This is a genomic window from Amycolatopsis sp. lyj-112 (assembly GCF_046549055.1).
Taxonomy (GTDB): Bacteria; Actinomycetota; Actinomycetes; order Mycobacteriales; family Pseudonocardiaceae; genus Amycolatopsis.
In genome coordinates this window covers 88,454-112,871 of the sequence record NZ_JAJPWS010000001.1, presented here as the reverse complement: position 1 = coordinate 112,871, position 24,418 = coordinate 88,454, and the positions used below count along the sequence as shown (strand labels likewise).

Annotated in this window: 20 protein-coding genes; 10 read left to right on the top strand and 10 right to left on the bottom strand. The window is 68.5% G+C overall.

The annotated features are described in order from the left end of the window. Positions 1–72: 72 nt before the first annotated feature. The 3 genes from ACLJRL_RS00505 (at position 73) to ACLJRL_RS00495 (ending at position 4,047) form a co-directional block, all read left to right on the top strand. Positions 73–1,161, top strand: coding sequence for a sensor histidine kinase (locus tag ACLJRL_RS00505; protein WP_410653970.1), 1,089 nt, complete (start codon positions 73–75; stop codon positions 1,159–1,161). Then, a complete protein-coding gene (locus ACLJRL_RS00500; RefSeq protein ID WP_410653969.1) occupies positions 1,158–1,826 on the top strand; it encodes a response regulator in 669 nt (222 codons plus the stop codon). Before ACLJRL_RS00505 ends, ACLJRL_RS00500 begins: the two co-directional genes overlap by 4 nt. 109 nt (positions 1,827–1,935) lie before the next feature. Beyond that, on the top strand, positions 1,936–4,047 hold the full coding sequence (locus ACLJRL_RS00495; RefSeq protein WP_410653968.1) for an MMPL family transporter: 2,112 nt from the start codon (positions 1,936–1,938) through the stop codon (positions 4,045–4,047). A 68-nt stretch (positions 4,048–4,115) separates the two neighbouring features. Here the strand turns inward: ACLJRL_RS00495 and ACLJRL_RS00490 are convergent, their stop codons facing one another. Both ACLJRL_RS00490 and ACLJRL_RS00485 read right to left on the bottom strand, forming a co-directional pair. Then, positions 4,116–6,287 carry a 3-hydroxyacyl-CoA dehydrogenase NAD-binding domain-containing protein gene (locus tag ACLJRL_RS00490; protein ID WP_410653967.1) on the bottom strand — a complete coding sequence of 724 codons (2,172 nt, stop codon included), beginning with the start codon at positions 6,285–6,287 and terminating at the stop codon, positions 4,116–4,118. A gap of 11 nt (positions 6,288–6,298) precedes the next feature. Further along, complete coding sequence (locus tag ACLJRL_RS00485; RefSeq protein WP_410653966.1) at positions 6,299–7,510, bottom strand: acetyl-CoA C-acetyltransferase; 1,212 nt, start codon at positions 7,508–7,510, stop codon at positions 6,299–6,301. Between the two features lie 157 nt (positions 7,511–7,667). Here ACLJRL_RS00485 and ACLJRL_RS00480 point away from each other — a divergent pair, with 157 nt between their 5' ends. The 5 genes from ACLJRL_RS00480 (at position 7,668) to ACLJRL_RS00460 (ending at position 13,910) form a co-directional block, all read left to right on the top strand. Continuing rightward, on the top strand, positions 7,668–8,855 hold the full coding sequence (locus tag ACLJRL_RS00480; protein WP_410653965.1) for a TetR/AcrR family transcriptional regulator: 1,188 nt from the start codon (positions 7,668–7,670) through the stop codon (positions 8,853–8,855). Positions 8,856–8,907: 52 nt separating this feature from the next. Continuing rightward, on the top strand, positions 8,908–10,110 hold the full coding sequence (locus ACLJRL_RS00475; RefSeq protein ID WP_410653964.1) for a low temperature requirement protein A: 1,203 nt from the start codon (positions 8,908–8,910) through the stop codon (positions 10,108–10,110). Positions 10,111–10,247: 137 nt separating this feature from the next. After that, positions 10,248–11,543: an acyl-CoA dehydrogenase family protein gene (locus ACLJRL_RS00470; RefSeq protein WP_410655111.1), complete on the top strand. Its 1,296-nt coding sequence runs from the start codon at positions 10,248–10,250 to the stop codon at positions 11,541–11,543. Between the two features lie 19 nt (positions 11,544–11,562). Further along, on the top strand, positions 11,563–12,771 hold the full coding sequence (locus tag ACLJRL_RS00465; RefSeq protein WP_410653963.1) for an acyl-CoA dehydrogenase family protein: 1,209 nt from the start codon (positions 11,563–11,565) through the stop codon (positions 12,769–12,771). Between the two features lie 137 nt (positions 12,772–12,908). Then, positions 12,909–13,910: an MASE1 domain-containing protein gene (locus tag ACLJRL_RS00460; protein WP_410653962.1), complete on the top strand. Its 1,002-nt coding sequence runs from the start codon at positions 12,909–12,911 to the stop codon at positions 13,908–13,910. A gap of 3 nt (positions 13,911–13,913) precedes the next feature. On the opposite strand, the gene ACLJRL_RS00455 is transcribed toward ACLJRL_RS00460, so the two are convergent. The 8 genes from ACLJRL_RS00455 to ACLJRL_RS00420 form a co-directional block, all read right to left on the bottom strand. Beyond that, on the bottom strand, positions 13,914–14,969 hold the full coding sequence (locus tag ACLJRL_RS00455; protein ID WP_410653961.1) for an alpha/beta fold hydrolase: 1,056 nt from the start codon (positions 14,967–14,969) through the stop codon (positions 13,914–13,916). A 117-nt stretch (positions 14,970–15,086) separates the two neighbouring features. Continuing rightward, a complete protein-coding gene (locus ACLJRL_RS00450) occupies positions 15,087–15,950 on the bottom strand; it encodes an SDR family oxidoreductase (RefSeq protein ID WP_410653960.1) in 864 nt (287 codons plus the stop codon). An 87-nt stretch (positions 15,951–16,037) separates the two neighbouring features. Continuing rightward, complete coding sequence (locus ACLJRL_RS00445; RefSeq protein WP_410653959.1) at positions 16,038–16,544, bottom strand: GNAT family N-acetyltransferase; 507 nt, start codon at positions 16,542–16,544, stop codon at positions 16,038–16,040. Positions 16,545–16,554: 10 nt separating this feature from the next. Continuing rightward, complete coding sequence (gene map / locus ACLJRL_RS00440) at positions 16,555–17,322, bottom strand: type I methionyl aminopeptidase (RefSeq protein WP_410653958.1); 768 nt, start codon at positions 17,320–17,322, stop codon at positions 16,555–16,557. Positions 17,323–17,356: 34 nt separating this feature from the next. Beyond that, positions 17,357–18,511, bottom strand: coding sequence for an acyl-CoA dehydrogenase family protein (locus ACLJRL_RS00435; protein ID WP_410653957.1), 1,155 nt, complete (start codon positions 18,509–18,511; stop codon positions 17,357–17,359). Beyond that, the gene (locus tag ACLJRL_RS00430) at positions 18,511–20,493 is read right to left on the bottom strand and encodes a biotin carboxylase N-terminal domain-containing protein (protein WP_410653956.1); all 1,983 of its coding nucleotides are present in this window, start codon (positions 20,491–20,493) and stop codon (positions 18,511–18,513) included. Before ACLJRL_RS00430 ends, ACLJRL_RS00435 begins: the two co-directional genes overlap by 1 nt. Positions 20,494–20,495: 2 nt before the next feature. Then, positions 20,496–22,109 (bottom strand): carboxyl transferase domain-containing protein, encoded by a 1,614-nt coding sequence (locus ACLJRL_RS00425; protein WP_410653955.1) that lies wholly within the window; start codon positions 22,107–22,109, stop codon positions 20,496–20,498. 146 nt (positions 22,110–22,255) lie between these two features. Then, positions 22,256–23,065, bottom strand: a complete 810-nt coding sequence (locus ACLJRL_RS00420) for an SGNH/GDSL hydrolase family protein (protein ID WP_410653954.1) — start codon at positions 23,063–23,065, stop codon at positions 22,256–22,258. 151 nt (positions 23,066–23,216) lie between these two features. On the opposite strand from ACLJRL_RS00420, the gene ACLJRL_RS00415 reads away from it, so the two are divergent. Together ACLJRL_RS00415 and ACLJRL_RS00410 are read left to right on the top strand one after the other, a co-directional pair. Further along, entirely contained in the window at positions 23,217–23,807 is a 591-nt protein-coding gene (locus ACLJRL_RS00415; RefSeq protein ID WP_410653953.1) for a TetR/AcrR family transcriptional regulator, read from the top strand. Positions 23,808–23,864: 57 nt separating this feature from the next. Next, the gene (locus ACLJRL_RS00410; RefSeq protein ID WP_410653952.1) at positions 23,865–24,362 is read left to right on the top strand and encodes a hypothetical protein; all 498 of its coding nucleotides are present in this window, start codon (positions 23,865–23,867) and stop codon (positions 24,360–24,362) included. Positions 24,363–24,418 lie beyond the last annotated feature (56 nt).

Here is a 24,418-nt window from a genome sequence, read left to right as displayed (position 1 = left end):
TCTCTCACAAAAAAGAGTTTGTACGTAAAAATCTCTTTTGTCAATCGGCGATGGGCGCGCTACTCTCGTGCTGTGGCGATCCTGCGGCGGTACGTGGCGGAAATCGCGGTCACCCTCGCGGTGCTCGCGGGCTCCGTCGTGATCACGTTCGGCGAAGCGGCCGAGCCGCCTCGCAACGCCGTCGCGGGCTGGGTCTGCGCGGTACTGGCCTGTGCCGCGTTGTTCCTGCGCCGCCGGTACCCGACGTCGGTCGCGGCCTTCACCCTGCTGTGCTGCGCGATCTACTACCCCCGCACCGATCCCGACGGGTTCGTCCTGCTCGCGTTCGCCTTCGCGCTGTACAACGCCGCGTCGACAGGGCGGATCCGCGGCGCGGCGATCGTCGCGGCGGCCGCGATGGGCGGCGTCGCGATCGGCGAGGTGCAATCGCGGACGGGCCGCCAGGTGGACAACTTCGCGTTCCTGCTGATGGCGGGCTGGTTCATCGCGCTGGTCGCGGTCGGGGCGGTGACGTTCTACCGCCGCGAAGCCGAACGCACCAAGGAGAGTGAAGCCCGGCGCCGCGCCACCGAAGAGCGGCTGCGGATCGCGCGCGAACTGCACGACGTCCTCGGGCACAACCTCGCGCTCATCAACGTCCAGGCCGGCGCGGCCCTGCACGGCAAGGATCCCGCCCAGTCCGAAGAAGCGCTCACCACGATCAAGCGGACCAGCAAGGACGCCCTGCGCGAACTCCGTGCCACGCTGGGAATGCTGCGCCAGGCCGACACACCGGGCCTGGCGAGGGTCGCCGAGCTGGCCGAGGCGGTCGGCGCGCACGGGCTGACCGTCCGGACCGAGATCGACGGCACGGCAAGGGATCTGCCGCCCGCCGTCGAGCACGCCGCCTTCCGGGTCGTCCAGGAGGCGCTGACCAACGTCGCACGCCACGCCGCCGCGCGCACCGTCGTGGTGCGCATCGGCTACACCGACCATGATGTGTCCGTGCAGATCGACGACGACGGCCGGGGCGGCCCCCTCGGTCATCCCGCGGAACCCGGCAACGGCATCCGCGGCATGACCGAACGGACCGAGGCGCTCGGCGGAGACCTGACCGCGGCCGCGCGCGAGGACGGCGGTTTCCGGGTGCGGGCCCGGCTTCCCCTGCGAGCGGCGAAATGATCCGGGTCCTGCTCGTCGACGACCAGCGGCTCGTCCGCGCCGGGTTCAAGTCCATCTTGAACAGTGAAGAAGACATCACCGTGGTCGCCGAGGCGGCCGACGGGCGGCAATCCCTCGAAGCCGCACATGAACATCGGCCCGACGTCGTCCTGATGGACATCCGGATGCCCGGGATGGACGGCCTCACCGCGACCCGGCACCTGCTCGAAGACCCGGCGCTGACCGGGATCAAGGTCGTCATCCTCACCACCTTCGACCTCGATGAGGACGTCTACGGCGCGCTGCGCGCGGGCGCCAGCGGGTTCCTGGTCAAGGACACCGAACCGGAGGAACTGATCCACGGCGTCCGGGTCGTCGCCCGGGGTGACGCGCTGCTCGCGCCGTCGATCACCCGCCGCCTGATCTCCGAGTTCGCCGGCCGGGTGGCGCGGCCGGGGCCGTCGCCGACCCTGAACCGGCTCACCGAACGCGAACGCGAGGTGATGAGCCTGGTCGCGGCCGGCCTCTCCAACGACGAGATCGCGAAGGAACTCGTGCTCAGCCCGGCGACGGCAAAGACGCACGTCAGCCGGATCATGACCAAAGTGGACGTCCGTGATCGCGCGCAACTCGTCGTGCTGGCCTACGAATCGGGCATGGTCACCCCCCGCTGGTTGACCCCCTGACCACAACTCCAGTAGTACGGGAAGGGCCTTAGGGGTACCCAGAAGTTGTGGCCGGAGTGCCCGCCCGGGCCCGACGATATCCAGCCACGGAAAGCCGATGCTTTCCGTCATGGACACCATCACTCTTTCCGAGAGACGGCCCGAGCGGCGGCCTGGGGGCAGCCTCTCGAAGCTGGCGGGCTGGTCGCAGCGCCACCGCTGGCTCGCCGTCTCGCTCTGGCTGCTCACCCTCATCGGCGTCACCCTCGGCTCGCAACTCGCCGGAAGCGCCTACCACGACGATCATTCCCTGCCGGGTACCGAATCCCAGCAGATCATGGACCTGTTCAGGACGCAGGCGCCCGCGCAGACCGGCGCCACCGCCGAGATCGTGCTCAAGGCCGACGGCGGACTCGCCACGGCACGCGGGCCCATCGACGCGATGCTCGCCGAAGTCCGGAACCAGCCCCACGTCAAGTCGGTGACGAGCCCGTTCGACACTCCGTCCGCGCTTTCGCGTGAAGGCACGATCGGTTACGCCGCACTCGCTTTCGACCTCGAATCGGCGGATCTCCCCTACGACGACATCGTCCGGGTGGTCGAGACCGCGAACAAGGCGGAGTCGGCCGGGCTGCGGGTCGAACTCGGCGGCGAACCGATCGAGCGAACCGGTGAAGGCGGTGGTCCCGCGGAGGGCGTCGGGCTGCTGGCCGCGCTGGTCGTGCTCGTCTTCCTGTTCCGCTCGCTGCTCGCCGCGGGACTCCCGGTGATCTCGGCGATCTTCGCCGTCGGCAGCACGCTCGGCGTGATCGTGCTCGTCTCCCGGTTCGTCGACATCGCCGGCTATACCGCGCCGTTGATGATGCTGGTCGGGTTCGGTGTCGGCGTGGACTACGCGCTGCTCATCTTTTCCCGCTACCGCAGCGAAATCCTGGGCGGGCTCGACCGCGAACAGGCGGCTCGGCGCGCACTCGACACCGCCGGCCGTTCGGTGCTGTTCGCCGGCGGCACGGTGATCATCGCGCTGCTCGGCCTGCTCGCGCTCGGTCTCGGTTCGCTGCGCGGGGTCGCTCTCGCGGTGGCACTGACCGTGCTGGTGACGATGCTCGCTTCGGTCACCCTGCTGCCCGCGTTGCTCTCCCTCTTCGGCCGCCGTCTGGAGAAGGGGATCCGTAAACACGCTCGGAAACGGGAGCACGGCAAGGCATGGCGGAAGCTGGGCGACGCGGTACAACGGCGTCCGCTGGTCCCGCTGGCGATCGGCCTGATCGTCCTCATCGGACTCTCGTTCCCCGCGCTCGGTATGCGGCTCGGATTCGCCGACGCCGGCACGGATCCCGAGACGTCGACCACCCGCCAGGCCTACGACCTGCTCTCCGAAGGTTTCGGCCCCGGCTTCAGCGAACCGCTGATCGTGGTCGCCGAGAACGGCGACGGTGTTGCGCTGCAACAGAAACTCGAAGCGACTCCTGGAATCGCCGAGGTGACACCACCGATGGGCCAGGGTGTCACGACGGTGCTCGCCTTCCCGACGTCGTCACCGCAGGACGAGGCGACCGGCGAGCTGGTGGAGCGGCTGCGGACCGAAGTGCTGCCGTCGTTGCCCGGGAAGTACCTGGTCGGCGGTTCGGTCGCGGCGGCCGTGGACTTCGCGGACGCCGTCGGCGACCGGCTGCCGCTGTTCGTGCTCGTGGTCGTCGGGTTGTCGGCGCTGCTGCTGATGGTGGTGTTCCGGTCGATCCTGATCCCGCTCAAGGCGGCCTTGCTGAACCTGCTGAGCATCGGCGCCGCGCTCGGCGTCATGACGGCCGTGTTCGGCGACGGCCTGTTCGGGGCGCAGCCGGGGCCGATCGAGGCGTTCGTGCCGGTGATGATCTTCGCGATCGTGTTCGGGCTTTCCATGGACTACGAGGTGTTCCTGGTATCCCGGATGCACGAGGAATGGCGGCGCACCGGCGACGCGCGCCTCGCCGTCCGCGAAGGGCTCGCGACCACCGGCGGGGTGATCACGGCCGCGGCGGTGATCATGATCCTGGTGTTCGGGGCGTTCCTGCTCAACCCGGACCGGATGCTGGCGCAGTTCGGGCTCGGGCTCGCGGTGGCCGTGCTGGTGGACGCGTTCGTCATCCGCTGCCTCGTGGTGCCCGCGGTGATGCGGCTGCTCGGCGAGCGGGCGTGGTGGCTGCCGCGCTGGCTGGACCGGCGGCTGCCGCACGTGGCGCTGGAACCTTCGTCCCGGTAGGTCCCGGACGCTATGAACGGCCCGTTACTTGCGAAATTTGCAAGTAACGGGCCGTTCATAGCACGTGGTTATTCGTAGATCTCGCCCTTCGCGGCCTTCTCGACCAGCGAAGCGGGCGGGGTGAAGTGGTCGCCGTAGCGCGCGGCCAGTTCGTTGGAGCGGTCGACGAAGCCCTGCAGGCCACCCTGGTACTGGTTGATGTACTGGATGACACCGCCGGTCCACGCCGGGAAGCCGATACCGAAGATCGAGCCGATGTTGGCGTCGGCGATGGTGGTCAGCACACCTTCGTCGAAGCACTTCACGGTCTCGAGCGCCTCGGCGAACAGCATGCGCTCCTTGAGGTCCTCGAACGGGACCTCCGCGCTGCCCGACTTGAACGCGTCGCGCAGGCCCGGCCACAGCCCGGTCCGCTTGCCCGCCTCGTCGTAGTCGTAGAAGCCCGAGCCGGTGGAACGGCCCTTGCGGTCGTACTCGTCGAGCATCGTGTCGATCACGGCCTCGGACGCGTGCGGCGCCCAGGTGCCACCGGCAGCCTCGATCGCTTCGCGCGTCTCCTTGCGGATCTTGCGCGGCAGCGTCAGGGTCAGCTCGTCCATCAGCTGCAGCGGCGGGGCCGGGTAACCGGCCTGCGAGCCGGCCTGCTCGATCGACGCGGGCTCGACACCCTCGCCCAGTGCGGCGACGGCCTCGTTGATGAAGGTGCCGATGACGCGCGAGGTGAAGAAACCGCGGCTGTCGTTGACGACGATCGGGGTCTTCTTGATCTGCAGCGTGTAGTCGAAGACCTTCGCCAGCGTGGCGGGCGAGGTCTTCTCACCACAGATGATCTCGACCAGCGGCATCTTGTCCACCGGCGAGAAGAAGTGGATCCCGATGAAGTCCTCGGTCCGCTGCACGCCCTCGGCGAGCGAGGTGATCGGCAGCGTGGAGGTGTTCGAGCCCAGCACGGCGTCCGGGTTGACGAAGCCCTCGATCTCCTTGAACACCTTGTGCTTAAGCTCGACGCTCTCGAAGACGGCCTCGATCACGAAGTCGACGCCGGCGAAGTCCTCCGCCTTGTCGGTCGGCTTGATCTTGGCGAGCAGCGCGTCGGACTTCTCCTGCGTGGTCTTGCCGCGGGAGAGGGCCTTCTCTTCCAGCTTGGCCGCGTAGCCCTTGCCCTTTTCGGCGCCTTCGAGCGTGACGTCCTTGAGCACGACGTCGATGCCGGCCTTGGCCGAGACGTACGCGATCGCGGCGCCCATCATGCCCGCGCCGACGACACCGACCTTCTTGGCCGTGAACTTCTCGAAGCCGTCCGGCCGCGACCCACCGGAGTTGATGCTCTGGAGGTCGAAGAAGAACGCCTTCGTCATGTTCTTCGAGACCTGGCCGGTCGCGAGGCTGATGAAGTAGCGCGTCTCGACGGTGATCGCGGTGTCGAAGTCGACCTGCGCGCCCTCGATCGCCGCGGCCAGGATCGCCCGCGGGGCGGGCATGTTCGCGCCCTTGATCTGCTTGCGCAGGTTCGCCGGGAACGCGGGCAGGTTCGCCGCGAAGCTCGGGTTGGACGGCGTGCCGCCCGGGATCTTGTAGCCCTTGACGTCCCATGGCTGGACGCCGCCCTCGGGGTTCGCCTTGATCCACGCCTTCGCGGCGGGGACCAGTTCCTCGACGCTGCTGACGAGTTCGTGCACGAGGCCGAGTTCCAGCGCCTTCGCCGGACGGTGACGCTGGCCCTGCAGCAGTACGTTCAGCAGTGCGCTCTGGATGCCCAGCAGACGCACGGTGCGGACCACGCCGCCGCCGCCGGGGAGCAGGCCGAGGGTGACCTCGGGGAGGCCGATCTGGCTGCCCTTGACGTCGGCCGCGATGCGGCGGTGCGTCGCGAGCGCGAGTTCGAGACCGCCGCCGAGCGCGGCGCCGTTGATGGCGGCCACGACCGGCTTGCCCAGCTGCTCGAGCCGGCGCATCTGGCCCTTCATCAGGCCGCTGCTCTCGGTGATCTCGGCCGCGTTCTCCGGCTTGGCCTTGATCAGGTCGTTGAGGTCACCACCGGCGAAGAAGGTCTTCTTGGCCGAGGTGAGGACGACACCGGTGATGCTGTCCTTCTCCGCCTCCAGGCGATCCACGACCACGCCGAGCGACTCGCGGAAGTCGGCGTTCATCGTGTTGGCGGACTGCTTCGGGTCGTCCAGGGTGAGCACGACGATGCCGTCGGCGTCCTGCTCCCAGCGGATGGTCTTCGCTTCAGTCATGTCTCTATCCCTCAGACCCGCTCGATGATGGTGGCGACGCCCATGCCGCCGCCGATGCACAGGGTGACCAGGGCGCGGCGCGCCTGACGACGCTCCAGCTCGTCGACGACGGTGCCGACCAGCATCGCGCCGGTGGCGCCCAGCGGGTGCCCCATCGCGATGGCGCCGCCGTTGACGTTGACCTTCTCCTCATCGAGGTTCAGGTCCTTGATCCACTTGAGGACGACCGAGGCGAAGGCCTCGTTCAGCTCCCACAGGTCGATGTCGTCCGGCGTGAGGCCGGCGAGCTTGAGGACCTTCTCGGTGGCCGGGGTCGGGCCGGTGAGCATGATCGTGGGCTCGGAGCCGACGGTCGCGGTCGCCACGATGCGGGCGCGCGGGGTCAGGCCGAAGTCCTTGCCGATCTGCTCGCTGCCGACCAGCACCACCGCGGCGCCGTCCACGATGCCGGAGGAGTTACCGCCGGTGTGGACGTGGTTGATGCGCTCGACCGAGTGGTACTTCTGCAGCGCGACGGCGTCGAAGCCGCCCAGTTCGCCGATGCCCGCGAAGGCGGGCTTGAGCTTGCCGAGGCCCTCGACGGTGGTACCCGGGCGACGGTGCTCGTCGTGGTCGAGGATGGTGACGCCGTTGATGTCCTTGACCGGGACGACGGACTTCGCGAAGTAGCCACCGGACCAGGCCGCTTCGGCCTTCTCCTGCGAGCGGACGGCCCACGCGTCGACGTCATCGCGGGTGAAGCCCTCGATGGTCGCGATCAGGTCGGCGCCGGTGCCCTGCGGGACGATGTAGTTGTCGTACGCGGTGGCGGGGTCCATGAACAGCGCGCCGCCGTCGGAGCCCATCGGCACACGCGACATCGACTCGACGCCACCGGCGATGATCAGCTGGTCCCAGCCCGAGCGCACCTTCTGCGCGGCGGTGTTGGTGGCTTCGAGGCCGGAGGCGCAGAAGCGGTTCAGCTGTACGCCGGCCACCGACTCCGGCAGGCCCGCGTTCAGCGCGGCGGTGCGCGCGATCACGGCGCCCTGCTCACCGACCGGGGAGACCACGCCGAGGACGACGTCGTCGATCACGGCGGGGTCGAGGTTCGGGTGGCGGACCTTCAGTTCCTCGATGAGGCCGACCACGAGATCGACCGGCTTGGTGCCGTGGAGGGCACCGCCCTTGTTCTTGCCGCGAGGCGTACGGATCGCCTCGTAGATGTAGGCCTCGCTACTCACAGAAAAACTCCTCCGCAGTACGGCGCTGTATCAGGGATGAACACAGCCGGATCGTACCGGCCAGTAGCCATGCTAATGGCCATTAACATAAACCGCGCTAACCCCATGGTGTCAATGGGTTGCGATGTACGCAACCGGCGCTATCGTGTGTTCACCTATGGATCACCCGACCGAGCGTTCTCCCCGACCGCGCGACCGCAAGGCCCAGCTGGCCGGCCTCGCCGCGGAGCTCTTCCGCGCCCGGGGGTTCCACGGGGTCGGCATCAACGACATCGCCGCCGCGGCCGGGATCACCGGGCCCGCGCTGTACCGGCATTTCTCGGACAAGCAGGCGGTGCTCTCCTACGTCGTCCTCTCCGGCATCGACGACATGGAGAAGGCCACCACCGAGACGCTCGCCGACGTCGACATCCCGGTCCCCGCCCAGGTCAACGCCCTGCTCGGGACGCTCGCCGCGCAGGCGGTGGAGCGGCGCGAGGTCGCCGCGCTGTGGCGCTGGGAGGGTAGGCATCTGCCCAAGGAGGACCAGCGGGAGATCCGCCGCCGCTCCGGCGCGGTGCTCGCGGCGTGGACGAAGGCGCTGCTCGCGCTGCGCCCCGAACTGATCGCCGAGGACGCCGAACTGCACTGCTGGGCGGGGCTGAGCGTGTTCGGCAGCGTGTCGGTACATCACACGTCGGCGGCGAAGAAACGCTTCGCGCAAATCCTGGTGCAGCTGGCGGAGTCAGTGCTGCATGTCACACTCCCCGAGCCCGTCGAACCCTCCCCCGAGACGCCGTCGATCGCGCTCGGGGAGCCGTCCCGGCGCGAGCAGATCCTCGCGGCCGCGACCGGGCTGTTCGGGCAACGCGGGTTCCGCTCGGTGAGCATGGAGGAGATCGGCGCGGCGGCCGGGATCGCCGGGCCCAGCGTGTACCGGCACTTCCCCAGCAAGGCCGCGCTGATGGTGGCGATCGGGCACCGCGCGGCGGACAGGCTGGCGCTCGCCGCGGAACGCGCGCTGCGGACCGGCGACGAACGCGACGCGCTGCGCAGGCTGGCGGCGTCCTATGTGCACACTCTGCTGCACACGCCCGAGCTGCTCGTGTCCTTCTCCGGCAGCCCCATGGAGCTGCCGGAGAAGGACAAGGCGGACCTGATCCGGGTCCAGCGGGACTACGTCGGGCGCTGGATCGCGCTGGCGTCGGAGGTCCGGCCGGAGCTGAGCCTGCGCGAAGTGAAGATCACCGTGCACGCGGCGCTGACCATCGCGAACGACCTCGCCCGCACCCGGCGGGTCAACGGTCGCCCGAATATCGAGGCGGAGCTGACGACGCTGATGCACGCGGTGCTCGGCGTGAACTGAAAGTCCGCTTTAAGCAAACTCGAGTGTGCCGCAAAGGGGTGACGGGCACGATATGCGCGTGCCCACGAAACGCGGCCTGCACCTGGTGACCCGGGAAGAAGACCACAAGGTCACCACGCTGGAGCTCTTCTTCGATCTGGTCTTCGTCTACGCCATCACCCAGACCACCCAGCTGATGGCCGATCACCTCAGCCCGCTCGGCATCGGGCAGGGCATCGCCACGATCGCCGTGCTGTGGTGGTGCTGGTGCGCCTACGCCTGGCTGGCCAACACCCTGCACGTCGACCGGGGCATCGCCCAGCTGGCGATGTTCGCCGCGATGGCGACGATGTTCCTGGTCTCGCTGACCATCCCCGAGGCATTCACCGACCTGCCCGGCGGGCTGTACGCGCCGCTGATGTTCGTCGGCTGCTACTTCCTCGTGCGCCTGCTGCACCTGATCGCGTACTTCGGTGCCGCGCGGCAGGATCCGGCGCTGCGCAAGGTGCTGGTGAAGATGTTCGTCGGCCTGCTGCCGAGCGTCGCACTCCTGACCACCGCGGCGTTCTTCTCCGGCTGGATCCAGCTCGGCATCTGGGCCGTCGCCATGCTGATCGACTATCTCAACGTCTTCCGGACCCGCTCGTCGGACTGGCGGCTGCACCAGCCCGGCCACTTCGCCGAGCGGTTCGGGCTGATCGTGATCATCGCGCTGGGCGAGTCGATCGTGGCGATCGGCATCGGGATCAGCTCGTACCCGATGTCCTGGCCGATCACGCTGGCCGCGATCTTCGGGCTCGTGCTGGCGTCGTCGATGTGGTGGATGTACTTCTCCGTCGTCGCGCACGTCTCCGAGCGCAACCTCAAGCGGGCGGAAGGGGTGGAACGGGTCCGGATCGGCACGGACACCTACACCTTCCTGCACCTCCCGCTCATCGCCGGCATCGTGCTCGTGGCGCTGGGACTGAAGAAGTCGCTGCTGTACGTGTCCGACACCGAACACCACAGCCTCGCCGACGGCCTGCACGGCACGCCGATCTGGGCGCTCACCGGCGGGATCGCGCTGTACCTGATCGCGTTGAGCGGGATGCGGCGGCGGAACCTGGGCGCGTGGAACGTGCGGCGGCTGGTGCTCGCGGTGCTTCTGCTGGCGGCGACGCCGCTGCTGGAACTGGTCCCGGCGATCGTGCTCGTCGGCATTGTGGCGGCGGCGGCCGTGGGGCTGGTGATGTTCGAGCGGACACGACTCAAGGTCGTGAGTGATTCGGGTCGTTAGACGACCCAAATCACTCACGAGCGTGACGTTCGCCTCCCCCCTGGTGGCGCTCCCACCCAAAGGGAGTTAACCTACTCACGAGTAGGTAAGCGAGGCAGGGAGAACTCACCGTGGGTGCGCCTAGGAAACGAGACGCGATGGGCCTCGGCCTGTCCGCGCTCACCCGGCTGGCCGGGAGCAAGGTCATTGAACGGGCAGGTTTGCGGAAGCCCGTGCAGAACCTGGTCAGTGCCGGGACACGAGGCGGCTTCCGGGTCGCCGGCGCGGCGGGAAGGACGTTCAAGTCCGCCCAGCGGCTGGGCAAGCCCGCGCGGCTCGCGCCCGCCGGGGACACCGGGCTGTTCGACCTCACCCCGAGCGAGGATCAGCAGCTCATCGTCGAGACGGTGACGGAGTTCGCGGCCGAACAGCTGCGGCCCGCGGCGTCCGACGCCGACGCGAAGCTCAGCGCGCCCGGAGGCCTGCTGAGCCGCGCCGCCGAACTCGGGATCTCGCTGGTCGGCATCCCCGAGGAACTGGGCGGTATCGGCACCGAACGCTCGGTCGTCACGAACGCGCTGGTCGCCGAGGCCCTCGCGCACGGCGACCTCGGCCTGGCGGTCGCGGTCCTCGCGCCGTCCGCGGTCAGCACCGCGCTGGTGTCCTACGGCGACGAGCAGCAGCAGGCGGACTACCTGCCCGCGTTCGTCGGCGAGAACGTCCCGGCCGCGGCGCTCGCACTGCAGGAGCGGACGGCGCTGTTCGACCCGTTCAAACCGGCCACGAAGGCCCGCCGCACCCCGAAGGGCTACCAGCTCGACGGCGTGAAGTCGCTGGTCCCCCGCGCTGCGGACGCCGAACTGTTCATCGTCTCGGCCGACCTGGAAGGCCGGGGTCCGGCGCTCTTCCTCGTCGAGTCGTCGAACGCCGGTGTCACCATCGAGAGCGAGCCCGCGATGGGCCTGCGCGGGGCGGCGACCGGCAAGCTCCACCTGGAGAAGGTCGCCCTGCCCGCCGGAGCGCTGCTCGGCGGCGGCAAGGCCGAGGTCTTCACCGAGATCGTCCGGCTCTCACGGCTCGGCTGGGCCGCGCTAGCCGCGGGTACCGCGAAGGCCGTCCTCGACTACGTCGTGCCTTACGTCAACGAGCGCAAGGCGTTCGGCGAACCGGTCAGCCACCGGCAGGCCGTCGCGTTCTCTGTCGCCGACATCGCCATCGAGCTGGAGGGCCTGCGGCTGGTCACGCTGCGCGCCGCCGCTCGCGCCGAACAGGGCAAGCCGTACGCCCGCGAGGTCGCACTGGCCCGGAAACTGGCCGCAGACAAGGGAATGCAGATCGGCAGCGCCGGTGTCCAGCTGCTCGGCGGGCACGGGTTCGTCAAGGAACACCCGGTCGAACGCTGGTACCGCGACCTCCGTGCGATCGGCGTGATGGAAGGCGCCGTCCTCCTCTAGGACTTTTCGAAAGGCAATCATGATCAACCTTGAGGTTCCGAAGAAGGCCGGCACCCTGATCAACCAGGCGTACCAGGCCGCGGCCGAGGTGTTCCGGCCGATCTCGCGCAAGTACGACCGCGCCGAGCACACCTACCCGGCCGAGCTCGACATGTTCGCCGCACTGCTGGACGGGCTGAACTCCTCCGGTGAGGGCGGTGCGGGCGCGGCAGGTGTCCGCCGGTCCGAGAAGGACGAGAAACCGGGCAACCGCAACGGTTCCAACCTCAACATCGTGCTCGGCACGATCGAGATGTGCTGGGGCGACGTCGGTCTGCTGCTGTCGATGCCGCGCCAGGGTCTCGGCAACGCCGCCATCGGCTCGGTCGCCACCGACGAGCAGCTCAAGAAGTTCTCCGGGTTGTGGGCCGCGATGGCGATCACCGAACCGGACTGCGGCTCGGACTCGGCCGCGATCACCGCGACCGCGCGCCTCGACGGCGAAGACTACGTGCTCAACGGCGAGAAGATCTTCGTCACCGCGGGCGAGCGCGCCGACGCCGTCGTCGTCTGGGCCACCCTGGACAAGACGAAGGGCCGCGCGGCGATCAAGTCGTTCGTCGTGGAGAAGGGCACGCCCGGCTTCGAGGTGGTGCGCGTCGAGCACAAACTCGGTATCCGCGCCTCCGACACCGCCGTGCTGCGCTTCGAAAACGTCCGCGTGCCCCGGGAGAACCTCCTCGGCACGCCGGAGATCGACACCGCCAAGGGTTTCGCCGGGGTCATGCAGACCTTCGACAACACCCGCCCGCTGGTCGCCGCCATGGCCATCGGCGTCGCCCGCGCGGCGCTGGAGGAGACCAAGCGGATCCTCACCGAGGCCGGCGTGACGATCGACTACGACAAGCCCGTCCACAGCCAGCACGCGGCCGCGGCGGCCTTCCTGCAGCTGGAGGCCGACTACGAATCGGCGTACCTGCTCACCATGGAATCGGCGTGGATGGCCGACAACCGCAAGCCGAACTCGCTGCAGGCCTCGATGGCCAAGGCGAAGGCGGGCCGCTCGGTCGTCGAGATCACGCTCAAGTGCGTCGAGCTGACCGGGACCTTGGGGTACACCGAGGAATCGCTGCTGGAGAAGTGGAGCCGGGACGCGAAGATTCTCGACATTTTCGAGGGGACGCAGCAGATCCAGCAGCTGATCGTGGCGCGCCGGATTCTGGGCAAGACAAGCTCGGAGCTCAAGTAGGGAGTGGGGTCGTGAGTGGTAATGACGGTTAGAACCGTCATTACCACTCACGAGGCCCGTTTATTTCCACCACCTTCGAGCCGGCGGCACCGAGGTACTCTTTTACCTTTCCCCAGCCCGCTACGGCCGGAGTCGCGATGAGACTCGCTGCTCGACAGCTCTCCCCCGCGGCACAGTGGTGCCTCATCGCCCTCGCTGTCACAGCCTGCTACTTCGCCGCCGGCCAGATCGGCATCCAATGGGCGATCGTGCGGGACCAGATCTCGCCACTGTGGCCGGCGGCCGGGGTCGCGCTGGCGGTGCCGATGCTGCTGGGGCCTCGATACTGGCCCGGGATCGCCCTCGGCGCGCTGCTGACGAACATCGCCTTCGGCCCGTCCCTCGGTGTGGTGCTGGTGATCGCCACGGGCAACACGCTCGGCCCGCTGCTCGCCTACGCGGTGATGCGGCGGCTGGGCTTTCGCAACCAGCTGGACCGGCTCCCCGACGCCGTCCTCTTGGTGGCCGGGGCGATCGGCGGCACGGCCGTCAGCGCCACCCTGGGCACCGGGATTCTGGTCCTCGACGGCGCGCTCGGCCCGGCGGAGTTCTGGCCGACGGCGCTGGTCTGGTGGACGGGCGACGCGATGGGCGTCCTGACGATCACGCCGTTGCTGCTGCTGGCGCCGAGGTTCCGGATGCCGAAGCGGGTTTCGTTCGTCCGCTGGGGTGAAGCGGTAGCGCTCGTGCTCTTCGGCCTCGGCACGGCGATCCTCGCGTCCACGACGTCGTCGAAGCTGTTCCTGGTCTTCCCGGTGCTCGTCTGGGCGGCGCTGCGGTTCCGGCAGGCCGGGGCGCTGCTGTGTTCGCTGTGCGTCTGCACCTTCACGATCTTCGCCGCCGTACGCGGGCTCGGCCCCTACGGTTCCTACGAACTGGCCACCCGGATGCTGCACGTACAGGCCTTCGACGCCACCGTCGGGCTGACCGCGCTGGTGCTGTCCACGATCGTCCTGCAGCGTGACCGGGCGACCGCCGAGATCACCGACGCCTGGCTTCAGATCACCGAAATGGTCGACCTCATCGCGCCGCGCCAGTCCCTGCGCAGCGCGATGACGAACCAGCGCGAGTCACCCAAGAGCGACAAGCTGGCCGGCTGAGGCTCAGGCGGCCCGTTCGTCGAGGAACCGGTCGAGGTACCGCCAGGTGGTCCCCCGGGCCTTGCGGCCGGTGAGCACGCCGAGGTGGCCGCCGGGCGCGGTCTCGAACTTCACCGACGGCGAGTTGTCCAGCAGGCCGGTGAGCCGCTCGACGGCCGCGCGCGGGGCGATCGTGTCGTTCTGCCCGGCGATGACCAGGGTCGGCACCTTGACCCCGGAGAGCGCGATGATCCGGCCGTTGAGGTCCACCGTGCCCTCGGCGAGGTCGTTGGCGCGGAAGAACCGGTGGTACATCTGGCCGAACGTCCGCCCGGGGTAGGCGATCATGTTGTCCATGAAGTGGTCGACGGCCTCGATCTGCGCCAGGTAGTCCCGGTCATCGAGATTCTTCAGGATGGCGAGCGGTTTGGTGATCTCCTTGCTGATCCCGGTCGCGCGGAAGACCCGGCTGACCAAATAGGACGGTGCGCCGCCGAGCACGCGGTAGATCGGGGTCAGCAGGTGTCCGCCGGTGAGGTCCACCAGCGGCCGGAACGGCGCGATCAGCGGGATCGCGGTGAAGTCGAACGGCGACGCGATGGTCGCGATCGATTCGATCGGCAGTTCGGGCTGGTCGGCCGTGGTCAGCAGGGAGAAGATCCCGCCGAGGCACCAGGCGATGATGTGCACGCCCTGGCCACCGGAATCCTCGCTGACCTTGCGGATCGCGCGCGGGAGCACCTCGTCGATCCAGTGCTCGATACCCAGGCGCCGGTCGGAGAAGGCGACGTTCCCGTAGTCGACCAGGTAGGTGTTGCGGCCGCCGTCGACCAGGTGCTCGGCGAGGCTGCAGCCGCGGCGGAGGTCGAAGCACAGCGCGGGCGCGGCCAGCGGCGGCACCAGCAGCACCGGCGGCCCGGACGCCTGCTCCCCGCCGTTGCGCAGCCGGTAGACCGAACGGTTGGGGCCCTGGTCGATCAGGACGCGCGGAACCGGGCGGAGATCGGCGACACCACCGTGCAGCACCTTCCCGACGACGTTCGACGCGGCGGCGGCGAGCCGTGCCGGGGGTGTGGCCATGAGGTGCCTCCTGGAGAGATGAACGCGGTGAGGGCAATCTTGCCGCGTGGGGGCGCACGACTCAACACCGCCGCCCGTCCAGGCCGTCCACTTCGGACGGTGGCTAGGCCGTCCGAGTTAAGAATCGGCATCCTTTTCCGCTGCCGGGGCGCTGCGCGCGGCGCGTGATTCGTACTCCGCGCGAGCACTGGAATGCGTTGCCGAAGCCAAAATCTTGTCCCCGCCGAGTGCGCGCAGCAGCCCCTCGGCGGCCCGGCGCGGGAGCAGCCGTGTGATCCTTCCCATGGCGTCCAGGGATGCGGGAACGAAGACGTCGAATTTGGGACGGCGCAACGCATCGGCAATGGCCTGCGCCACATCTTCGGGCTGCACCGACTTGAAGAACTTCGCCTCGCCGAGCCCGCTCGCCAGTTCCGTGCGCACCACGGCGGGCATCACGCAGGAAACCAGGACACCCGTTCCGCGCAATTCCAGATGCACCGATTCCGACAAGCCGACGACGGCGTGTTTCGTGGCGCAGTAGGTGGCCGCGCCGGGGAATCCGGCCTTTCCGGCCATCGACGCGATGTTCACGATGTGGCCGGTGCCCCGCGGGCGCATCCGTTTGACCGCTTCCCGGGTGCCGTGGATGACGGCGTGCAGATTGATCTCGAGCAGCCGCCGAGTCGCCGCGTCGTCCTCTTCGTCGAGCGGCGCGAGGGGCATGATGCCCGCGTTGTTGATCAGCACGTCGATCGGGCCGACGCGCCGCTCGACCTCGTCGAGGAACTCGGTGAAGCCCTTGGTGTCGGTGACGTCGAGCGGCAGCGCCTCCGCACCCAGTTCGGCCGCGGTCTTCTCGGCGAGGACCTGGTCCAGGTCGCCGATGACCACCTTGGCGCCGAGCCGGGACAGCACCGTCGCGGTACTGGCCCCGATGCCCTGCGCCGCTCCGGTGATCACGACGACCTTGCCGGCGAGGGAACGTTCACGCTTGGCCATGGCGGGCTCCTTATGCGACTGCGCTGTCCGGGGCACTGTTGGCGATGTGTCAACTATGGTGCACCCGGAGCCGCGAGACCGCCAGCCCTACGGCCGTTGTTCCAGCACCTGCCCGGTCCAGCCGTCGACGTCGAACCGCTCGGTCGGCTTGAATCCCTGGCTCTCGTAGTAGCGCTGCAGGGCGCCGTCGCCGCCGGCCCAGCAGTCGACCCGGACCAGGCCGATCTCGCGTTTCACGGCCTCGGCCAGCGCGAACTCGACGAGCCGCGAGCCGACCCGGTGCCCCGAGAACCGGCGCGAGGTGAGGAGCAGCCGGAGGTAGATCTCGGGTTCGTCGACCGGCGGGGTGTAGTGGAGCGGTTGGCCCAGGATAATCGCCCCGGCGGCCTCGCCGTCGATCTCGCCGATGTACAGCTCCGGCTCGCTCGCCATCTCGCGGACGCGCTCGACCCGCTTCGGGATCGTGGACCACGGCTCGGTGCCCCACTGGCCCTCACTACCGCGTTCGACCAGCCAGGCGACGGCCTCGTCGAACATGTTCAGCAGCGTCTCGAAGTCCCCAGAACCACCCTGCCGGATGATGAAATCGCTCATGTCCTCCGTTCTACAACATCGTGAGGACGCGCGGGCCGTCCGCGGTGATCGCGACCGTGTGCTCGACGTGCGCCGCCCGGCAACCGCTCGCGGTGACCAGCGTCCAGCCGTCCTCGGCGTGCCGGTAGTCGTCGACGCCGTCGGCGATGAGCATCGGCTCGATCGCCAGCACCAGCCCCGGCTTGAGCCGCATGCCACGACCCGGCCTGCCTTCGTTCGGCAGGTGCGGGTCCTCGTGCATCGCGCGGCCGATGCCGTGGCCGCCGTGGCCGTCGAGGAGGCCGTACCCGGCTTCGCGACCGACAGTGCCGACGGCGTGGGAGATGTCGCCCATCTTGCCCCCGGCCAGCGCCGCCGCGATCCCGGCGGCCAGCGCGCGTTCGGTGGTCGCGATGAGTTCGAGGTCGGCCGGGTTCGCCGTGCCGACGACGTAACTGATCGCCGAGTCACCGTGCCAGCCGTCGATGTAGGCGCCGGAGTCGATGCTGACCAGGTCGCCGTCACGCAGGCGGTAGTCCGAGGGGATGCCGTGGACGACGGCGTCGTTGACGCTCGCGCAGATCACGGCGGGATACGGCGTCGGGGCGGAATGCGGCTGGTAGTGCAGGAACGACGGCTTGGCGCCGGCGTCCCTGATCACCTGCGCGGCGATGTCGTCCAGCTCCTTCAAGCTGACGCCGATCGCCGACGCCTCCTTCACCGCTTGCAACGTCTGCGCCACGACACGGCCGGACTCGCGCATCGCGTCCAGCTCACTCTGGGACTTCAACTCAACCATGACGATAACTATACCGGTATAGTTATCGTATGCGTCAAGCGACGCCGAGGTGCCGCGCGATCAGCATCCGCTGAACCTCGGAGGTGCCCTCGCCGATCTCCAGGATCTTCGCGTCGCGGTAGAAGCGGCTCACCGGGAACTCGTTCATGAAGCCGTAGCCACCGAAGATCTGTGTCCCTTCGCGCGCGTTGTCCATGGCGGCGTTCGACGCGACGAGCTTCGCGATCGACGCCTCCTTCTTGAACGGCTCGCCGCGCAGCATCTTCGACGCCGCCGCGTAGTAGGCCAGCCGCGCGGTGTGCGTGCGCACCTCCATGTCGGCGATCTTGAACTGGATCGCCTGGTACTCGCCGATCTTGTGCCCGAACGCCTCGCGTTCCTTGACGTAGCGCAGGCATTCGTCGACACAGCCCTGCGCGAGCCCGACGCTCAGCGCGGCGATCGCGACCCGGCCTTCGTCCAAAATGGACAGGAACTGGGCGTAGCCGCGGCCGCGTTCGCCGACCAGGTTCTCCGCCGGGACGCGGACGTCGTCGAAGGACAGTTCGTGGGTGTCCGAACAGTTCCAGCCGACCTTGGAGTACTTCGGCGCCACCGCGAAGCCCGGGGTGCCGGACGGGACGAGGATCGCCGAGATCTCCTTGCGCCCGTTCTCCTTCACGTCGGTGACGGCGGTGACCGTGACCAGTTTCGTGATGTCGGTGCCGGAGTTGGTGATGAACGACTTGCTGCCGTTGATGACCCAGCTGTCTCCGTCGAGCTTCGCCCGCGTGCGGGTGGCGCCGGCGTCCGAGCCGCCGCCCGGTTCGGTGAGCCCGAACGCGCCGAGCGCGGTACCGGCGCACAGTTCCGGGAGCCACTTCTCCTTCTGCTCCTGGGTGCCGAACCGGTAGATCGGCATGGCGCCCAGGGAAACCCCGGCCTCGACGGTGATCGCGACCGACGAGTCGACCCGCGCCAGTTCCTCCAGCGTCAGGCAGAGCGCGAAGTAGTCTCCGCCCATCCCGCCGAACTCCTCGGGGAACGGCAGGCCGAACAGGCCCATCTCGCCCATCTTCGCGACGATCTCGTACGGGAACTCTTCCCGCTCATACAGGTCTCCGATGACCGGGGCGACCTCGGACCGCGCGAACTCCTCGACGGTCTTGCGCAGCGCCTCGTACTCTTCATCCAGCCGAAAGTCGATCATTACGCATCCTTTTGGGGTGTCACAACGGCTACCGTCTCGTCCAGCGCGACCTGTTGGCCCGCTCGGACGGGGAGTTCACTGACCACGCCGTCGATCGGCGCGGTGATCGTGTGCTCCATCTTCATCGCCTCGACGACCACTAGCGGCGTCCCGGCGCTCACGACGTCACCGGCGGCGACCTTGACCACGAGCACGGTGCCGGGCATCGGGCTGGTGACCGGTCCGGCCCCGCCCGCGGCACCGGCGGCCGACCGCAGCCGTTCGCGTTCACCGATCGCGAAACTGTGGCCGTCCCGTGCGAGCCATACGGTCTTCCTGCGGCCGGCGGCGTGCCGGTAGCGGTGGAAACCGCTGGGGTGCCGGACTTCCAGCAGATCTCCCTCGCGCCGCGCGGAAACGCGGACCGGCACGGCGCCATCGACACTGACGAGCGCGTTCGCCGGGGTGCCCTGCACTCGCACGACGGCTTCGGAACTTCCCGATTTCAAAGCGAAGTCGATGCCGCCGGACGCGCCGAGCCGCCAGCCGTCGGGAACGTCCCACGGATCGATGACAGGGCCCTGGGGCTGCAAGGAAAGCAGCCTGTCGAGTGCCGCCGCGACGAAGAACTCCGGCGGTACCACCTCGGAGACCAAAGTGGACAGTTGACGATCGACGAGCCCGGTGTCGAGCTTGCCGTCACGGACGTCCTCGTCGGCCAGGAGCCCGCGCAGGAACGCGACATTCGTGCCCAGGCCGAGTAAAGCGGTGTCGGCGAGCGCCAGATCGAGCCGGTGCAGCGCGGCCGCGCGGTCCGGCCCCCAGGCGATGACCTTGGCCAGCATCGGGTCGTAGTTCGAGCCGATGACCGCTCCCTCGCTCATCCACGAGTCGACGCGCACGCCGTCGCCCGCCGGTTCGTGGACCGCGAGCACGGTCCCACCGGTCGGGATGAAGCCACGGGCGGGATCCTCGGCGTAGACACGGGCTTCGACGGCGTGGCCGTTCAGCCGGACGTCGTCCTGCGCCACGGTGAGCACGGCGCCCGCGGCGATCTTGACCTGCCATTCGACGAGGTCCAGCCCGGTCACCAGTTCGGTGACCGGATGCTCGACCTGCAGCCGCGTGTTCATCTCCATGAAGAAGAACTCGTCCGGCGCCTTGGCCGACACGATGAACTCGACCGTTCCCGCGCCGACGTACCCGACCGAGCGCGCGGCCTCGACGGCGGACGCGCCCATCCGCGCGCGCGAGGGGCCGTCGAGCAGGACCGACGGCGCCTCTTCGATGATCTTCTGGTGCCGCCGCTGCAGACTGCACTCACGCTCACCGAGGTGGATCACGTTGCCGTGCGTGTCGGCGAGGACCTGGATCTCGATATGCCTCGGCGTGGTGACGAACCGCTCCATGAGCAGCGTGTCGTCACCGAAGGAACCCTTGGCCTCACGGCGGGCGGACTCCACCGCGGCGTCCAATTCGGACAGTTCGTTCACCAGCCGCATACCCTTGCCGCCGCCACCGGCGGACGGCTTGAGCAGCAGCGGATAACCGACCTTGTCCGCGGCGGCCGCGTACCCGCCCTCGGGAATGTCCATATCGGACGCGCCGGGCACGACCGGGACACCGGCCTTCGACACCGTCGCCTTGGCGCGGATCTTGTCGCCCATGGCGTCGATGGCCTCGACCGGCGGGCCGATGAAGACCAGTCCGGCTTCCTTGCAGGCGCGAGCGAATTCCGCGTTCTCCGCGAGGAACCCGTAGCCGGGGTGGATCGCTTGCGCGCCCGTGTCGAGCGCCGCCTGCACGATCGCCGGGATGGACAGATAGCTTTTCGCCGCTTCGGCGGGGCCGATGCGGACAGCCGTATGCGCCTCGCGAACGTGCTTGGCGTCGGCGTCCGCGTCGCTGTACACCGCGACCGAGCGGATGCCGAGCCCTCGCAGCGAACGGATCACGCGGACGGCGATCTCCCCGCGGTTGGCGACCAGAACCGTGTCGAACATGCTCACATCCGGAAAACGCCGTAGTTGACATCGGAAAGCGGCGCGTTGGCCGCCGCGGACAGCGCGAGGCCGAGCACCGTGCGGGTGTCCGCCGGGTCGATCACGCCGTCGTCCCACAGCCGTGCCGTCGAGTAGTACGGGCTGCCTTGCGCCTCGTACTGCTCACGGATCGGATCCTTGAAGGTCTCTTCGTCCTCTGTGGACCATTCCCCGCCGCGGGACTCGATGGCGTCCCGGCGGACCGTCGAAAGCACCGACGCCGCCTGCTCACCGCCCATCACCGAGATCCGCGCGTTCGGCCACATCCACAGGAACCGCGGCGAGTACGCGCGGCCGCACATCGAATAGTTGCCCGCGCCGAAGGAGCCGCCGATGACGACGGTCAGCTTGGGCACCCGCGCGCAGGCCACCGCGGTGACCATCTTCGCGCCGTGCTTGGCGATGCCGCCCGCCTCGTAGGCCTTTCCGACCATGAAACCGGTGATGTTCTGCAGGAACAGCAGCGGGATCGAGCGCTTGTCGCACAGTTCGATGAAGTGGGCGCCCTTCATCGCGGACTCGGCGAAGAGGACGCCGTTGTTCGCGATGATGCCGACGGGGTGGCCGTGGATCCGGGCGAACCCGGTGACCAGCGTCGAGCCGTACTCCTTCTTGAACTCGCCGAACCGGCTGCCGTCGACGATCCGGGCGATGACCTCGCGGACGTCGTAGGGCACACGCGGGTCGGTCGGCACGACGCCGTACAACTCGTTCGGGTCGGCGACCGGCTCCTCGGCCGGGAGGACGTCCCACGGCCGCGGCGTACGCGGGCCCAAAGTAGACACGATCGAGCGAACGATGCGGAGTGCGTCGGCGTCGTCGTCGGCCAGGTGGTCGGTGACGCCGGACTGGCGCGAGTGGACGTCGCCGCCGCCCAGTTCCTCGGCCGTGACGACCTCGCCGGTCGCGGCCTTCACCAGCGGCGGGCCGCCGAGGAAGATGGTGCCCTGGTTGCGCACGATGACGGCTTCGTCGCTCATCGCCGGGACGTACGCGCCGCCCGCGGTGCAGGAACCGAGCACCGCGGCGATCTGCGGGATGCCGCGCGCGGACATGGTCGCCTGGTTGAAGAAGATCCGGCCGAAGTGCTCACGATCCGGGAAGACCTCGTCCTGCCTGGGCAGGAACGCGCCTCCGGAGTCCACCAGGTAGACGCACGGCAGATTGTTGTGCAGCGCGACCTCTTGCGCGCGCAGGTGCTTCTTGACGGTCATCGGGTAGTACGTGCCGCCCTTGACCGTGGCGTCGTTCGCGACGATCACGCATTCGCGGCCGGAAACCCGCCCGATACCGGTGATGATCCCGGCCGAGGGCGCCTCGTCGTCGTACAGTCCCGTGGCGGCCAGCGGGGACAGTTCCAGGAACGGCGACCCCGGGTCGAGAAGGGTGTCCACCCGGTCGCGGGGCAGCAGCTTGCCCCGCTCGACGTGGCGGGTGCGGGATTTCTCCGGGCCCCCGAGCCGGGCCGTGGCGAGGCGCTTGCGCAGGTCCTCGACCAGTTCGGCGTGGGAGATGACACCACGGGCGTATTCGTCGCTGCCCGGGTCGGCGGAAGTGCTCAGTACGGGTGTGTCCATGGCTCCTCGTCGCCAAGTTAGCCGTCGTTAACTCGCTCGCTCAGGTTAACGCCCACTAACCTCGCTTGTCCACCACGCCCCATAAGCGCGTGAAGGCCCCCTTCCCTCGGCTGAGCCGAGGAAAGGGGGCCTTCACGCGCAAACCGTCAGCCGATCGCGGAGACCAGCGGGTTGTAGTAGCCGCCGCGCTGGCCGGCGGCCGTCGGGTGGTAGGAGTTCACGATCGGCCAGGTGAGGCTGTGCAGGTAGTCGTTCGCGGACGAGCAGATGTTGTGCCCGGTGAAGGCACTCCGCACGTCGACGAACTTCGCACCGTGGGCGGAAGCGCGAGCCGAAAGCACCGCAGCGAGCGCGTCGGAGCCCGAGTTGATCGCGGAACGCTTGGTGTCACTCAGTCCGACCGAGCACGAACCCGGCACCGTGTAGAAGCGCGGGTAGCCGAGGACGACCAGCTTCGCGCTCGGCGCCTTCGACTTGATCGCGCTGTAGACGTTGTTCAGCAGCCCGGGCAGCGTGTTGTTCACGTAGGTCTTCGCGGTGTTGACCCGGTTGACGCACGTCTGGTCGCCACCGGTGGTGCAGGTGGTCATGACGTCGGCGAACCCGGCGTCGTTGCCGCCGACGGACACCGTGACCAGCGTGGTGGCCGAGGTGACGTTGGCGATCTGGCCGAGCACGTCGCCGGTGCGCGCCCCCGAGCACGCGACGAACTTGAACGAAGTCCCGGCATGGGCGTTGGCCCACAGCTGGGGGTAGGAGTTGGCACTGCGCATGCAGTCGCCCGAGTTCCCGTAACTGCCGGCGCCGACGCCGGACGAGTACGAGTCACCGAGGGCCACGTAGTTGGTGGCCGCTTGCGCGGTACCGACGAAGCCGAAGGTGGCGAGGACGGCGGTCACGAAGACCGCACCGAAACGGGTGAAGGAACGTGAGGTGAACCGAGCAGGGACGGCCATGGTCACTCCTTTGTGACAAGTTAACGAGACACAGCATTACCAGGTGGTAGCTCAACGCAAAAGGGTCATTTCCCCAGGTAACCCGCTTGGCTCAGGCTGGAAGTACGGCCACGTGTTAGCGCTCGCTAACACGCGGTCCTAATATGGCCAGATGCCGGCGAACCCCACCCCACTCGTGAACGGCGAGAAGGCGAACAGGCGCGAACAGATCATGGCCGCCGCCGCCGAGCTCTTCGCCCATCACGGTTTCCACGGTGTCGGCATCGACGACATCGGGGCGGCGGTCGGCATCTCCGGACCGGCGCTGTACCGGCATTTCCGCAGCAAGGACGCCATTCTCGGGGAGATGCTGAACTCGATCAGCCGCTACCTCCTCGACGGCGGGACGGCTCGCGCGAGCCAGCGCGACGAGCCCGGCGGGGTACTCGACGCGCTGGTCGATTTCCACGTCGACTTCGCGCTCACGCACCCCGCGTTGATCACCGTTCAAGAGCGCAATCTCGCCAATCTCACCGACACCGACCGCAAGCAGGTGCGCGCGCTGCAACGCCAGTACGTCGAGGTGTGGGTACGCGCGATCAGCGACGCCGTCCCCGGGATCGGCGAGCGGCAGGCGCGCTCGGCGGCACACGCTGTCTTCGGGTTGATCAACTCGACGCCGTACAACCGCCATCTCGGTGACAGCGAACTGGCCGAAATGCTCCGCCGCCTTGCGCTGGGTGCACTGCACGCCGCCCGGTGACCACGTCCGGGTTTCGGCCTATCGCCACTTTTCCATCCTCTGGTGTTTGATAGGCACGTGGAGTCGGACAGGAGCGAGTACGAGCGGAGGCTCGTCGAGAAAGCGCAGCGTGCGCTCGTGGCGATCAGCCTCGGGGACGACGCCGAAGCGCTCGACGAACTCGCGCCGACCGCCGCCGAACCGCAGGCCCGCACCGACGAGACCAAAGAACTCGTGATGATGCTCTTCGGCGAGTGCAGCGCCATGGTGTCGACTTTGGGCGACGGCGGCAGCGCGCCGGTCAAGGTGCAGGTGTTCGACGAAGACGGCGAAGAGGTCTCCATCGACCAGGCCGATCCGCCGGTGCGGACAGCCGTGCGCACCCTGCTGGCCGAAGTGCACGGCAACAGCGAGGCCGCGCAGGAACAGGTCGAGATCGCCCTCGCCAACGCCGCTCCGGACGAGGTCGACAGCCTCGTCCTGCAGGCCCTGCGCTGGACGATCCGGCTCTCCGCGGAATGCCTGGACCGGGACCTGCCGGTCGCGCCGTGGATTTCGGACGCCGTCGCGGACTAGACGGCGATCTCGCGTGATTGAAGGGCGATCTCACGTGATTGGGCGGCGATCTCGCG

Bases quoted from the DNA above. Each gene is read 5' to 3' on its own strand.
- ACLJRL_RS00500 (WP_410653969.1), top strand. From the start codon at position 1,158: ATGATCCGGGTCCTGCTCGTCGACGACCAGCGGCTCGTCCGCGCCGGG.
- ACLJRL_RS00495 (WP_410653968.1), top strand. From the start codon at position 1,936: ATGGACACCATCACTCTTTCCGAGAGACGGCCCGAGCGGCGGCCTGGG.
- ACLJRL_RS00490 (WP_410653967.1), bottom strand. From the start codon at position 6,287: ATGACTGAAGCGAAGACCATCCGCTGGGAGCAGGACGCCGACGGCATC.
- ACLJRL_RS00480 (WP_410653965.1), top strand. From the start codon at position 7,668: ATGGATCACCCGACCGAGCGTTCTCCCCGACCGCGCGACCGCAAGGCC.
- ACLJRL_RS00475 (WP_410653964.1), top strand. From the start codon at position 8,908: ATGCGCGTGCCCACGAAACGCGGCCTGCACCTGGTGACCCGGGAAGAA.
- ACLJRL_RS00470 (WP_410655111.1), top strand. From the start codon at position 10,248: ATGGGCCTCGGCCTGTCCGCGCTCACCCGGCTGGCCGGGAGCAAGGTC.
- ACLJRL_RS00465 (WP_410653963.1), top strand. From the start codon at position 11,563: ATGATCAACCTTGAGGTTCCGAAGAAGGCCGGCACCCTGATCAACCAG.
- ACLJRL_RS00460 (WP_410653962.1), top strand. From the start codon at position 12,909: ATGAGACTCGCTGCTCGACAGCTCTCCCCCGCGGCACAGTGGTGCCTC.
- ACLJRL_RS00455 (WP_410653961.1), bottom strand. From the start codon at position 14,969: ATGGCCACACCCCCGGCACGGCTCGCCGCCGCCGCGTCGAACGTCGTC.
- ACLJRL_RS00450 (WP_410653960.1), bottom strand. From the start codon at position 15,950: ATGGCCAAGCGTGAACGTTCCCTCGCCGGCAAGGTCGTCGTGATCACC.
- ACLJRL_RS00445 (WP_410653959.1), bottom strand. From the start codon at position 16,544: ATGAGCGATTTCATCATCCGGCAGGGTGGTTCTGGGGACTTCGAGACG.
- map (WP_410653958.1), bottom strand. From the start codon at position 17,322: ATGGTTGAGTTGAAGTCCCAGAGTGAGCTGGACGCGATGCGCGAGTCC.
- ACLJRL_RS00435 (WP_410653957.1), bottom strand. From the start codon at position 18,511: ATGATCGACTTTCGGCTGGATGAAGAGTACGAGGCGCTGCGCAAGACC.
- ACLJRL_RS00430 (WP_410653956.1), bottom strand. From the start codon at position 20,493: ATGTTCGACACGGTTCTGGTCGCCAACCGCGGGGAGATCGCCGTCCGC.
- ACLJRL_RS00425 (WP_410653955.1), bottom strand. From the start codon at position 22,109: ATGGACACACCCGTACTGAGCACTTCCGCCGACCCGGGCAGCGACGAA.
- ACLJRL_RS00420 (WP_410653954.1), bottom strand. From the start codon at position 23,065: ATGGCCGTCCCTGCTCGGTTCACCTCACGTTCCTTCACCCGTTTCGGT.
- ACLJRL_RS00415 (WP_410653953.1), top strand. From the start codon at position 23,217: ATGCCGGCGAACCCCACCCCACTCGTGAACGGCGAGAAGGCGAACAGG.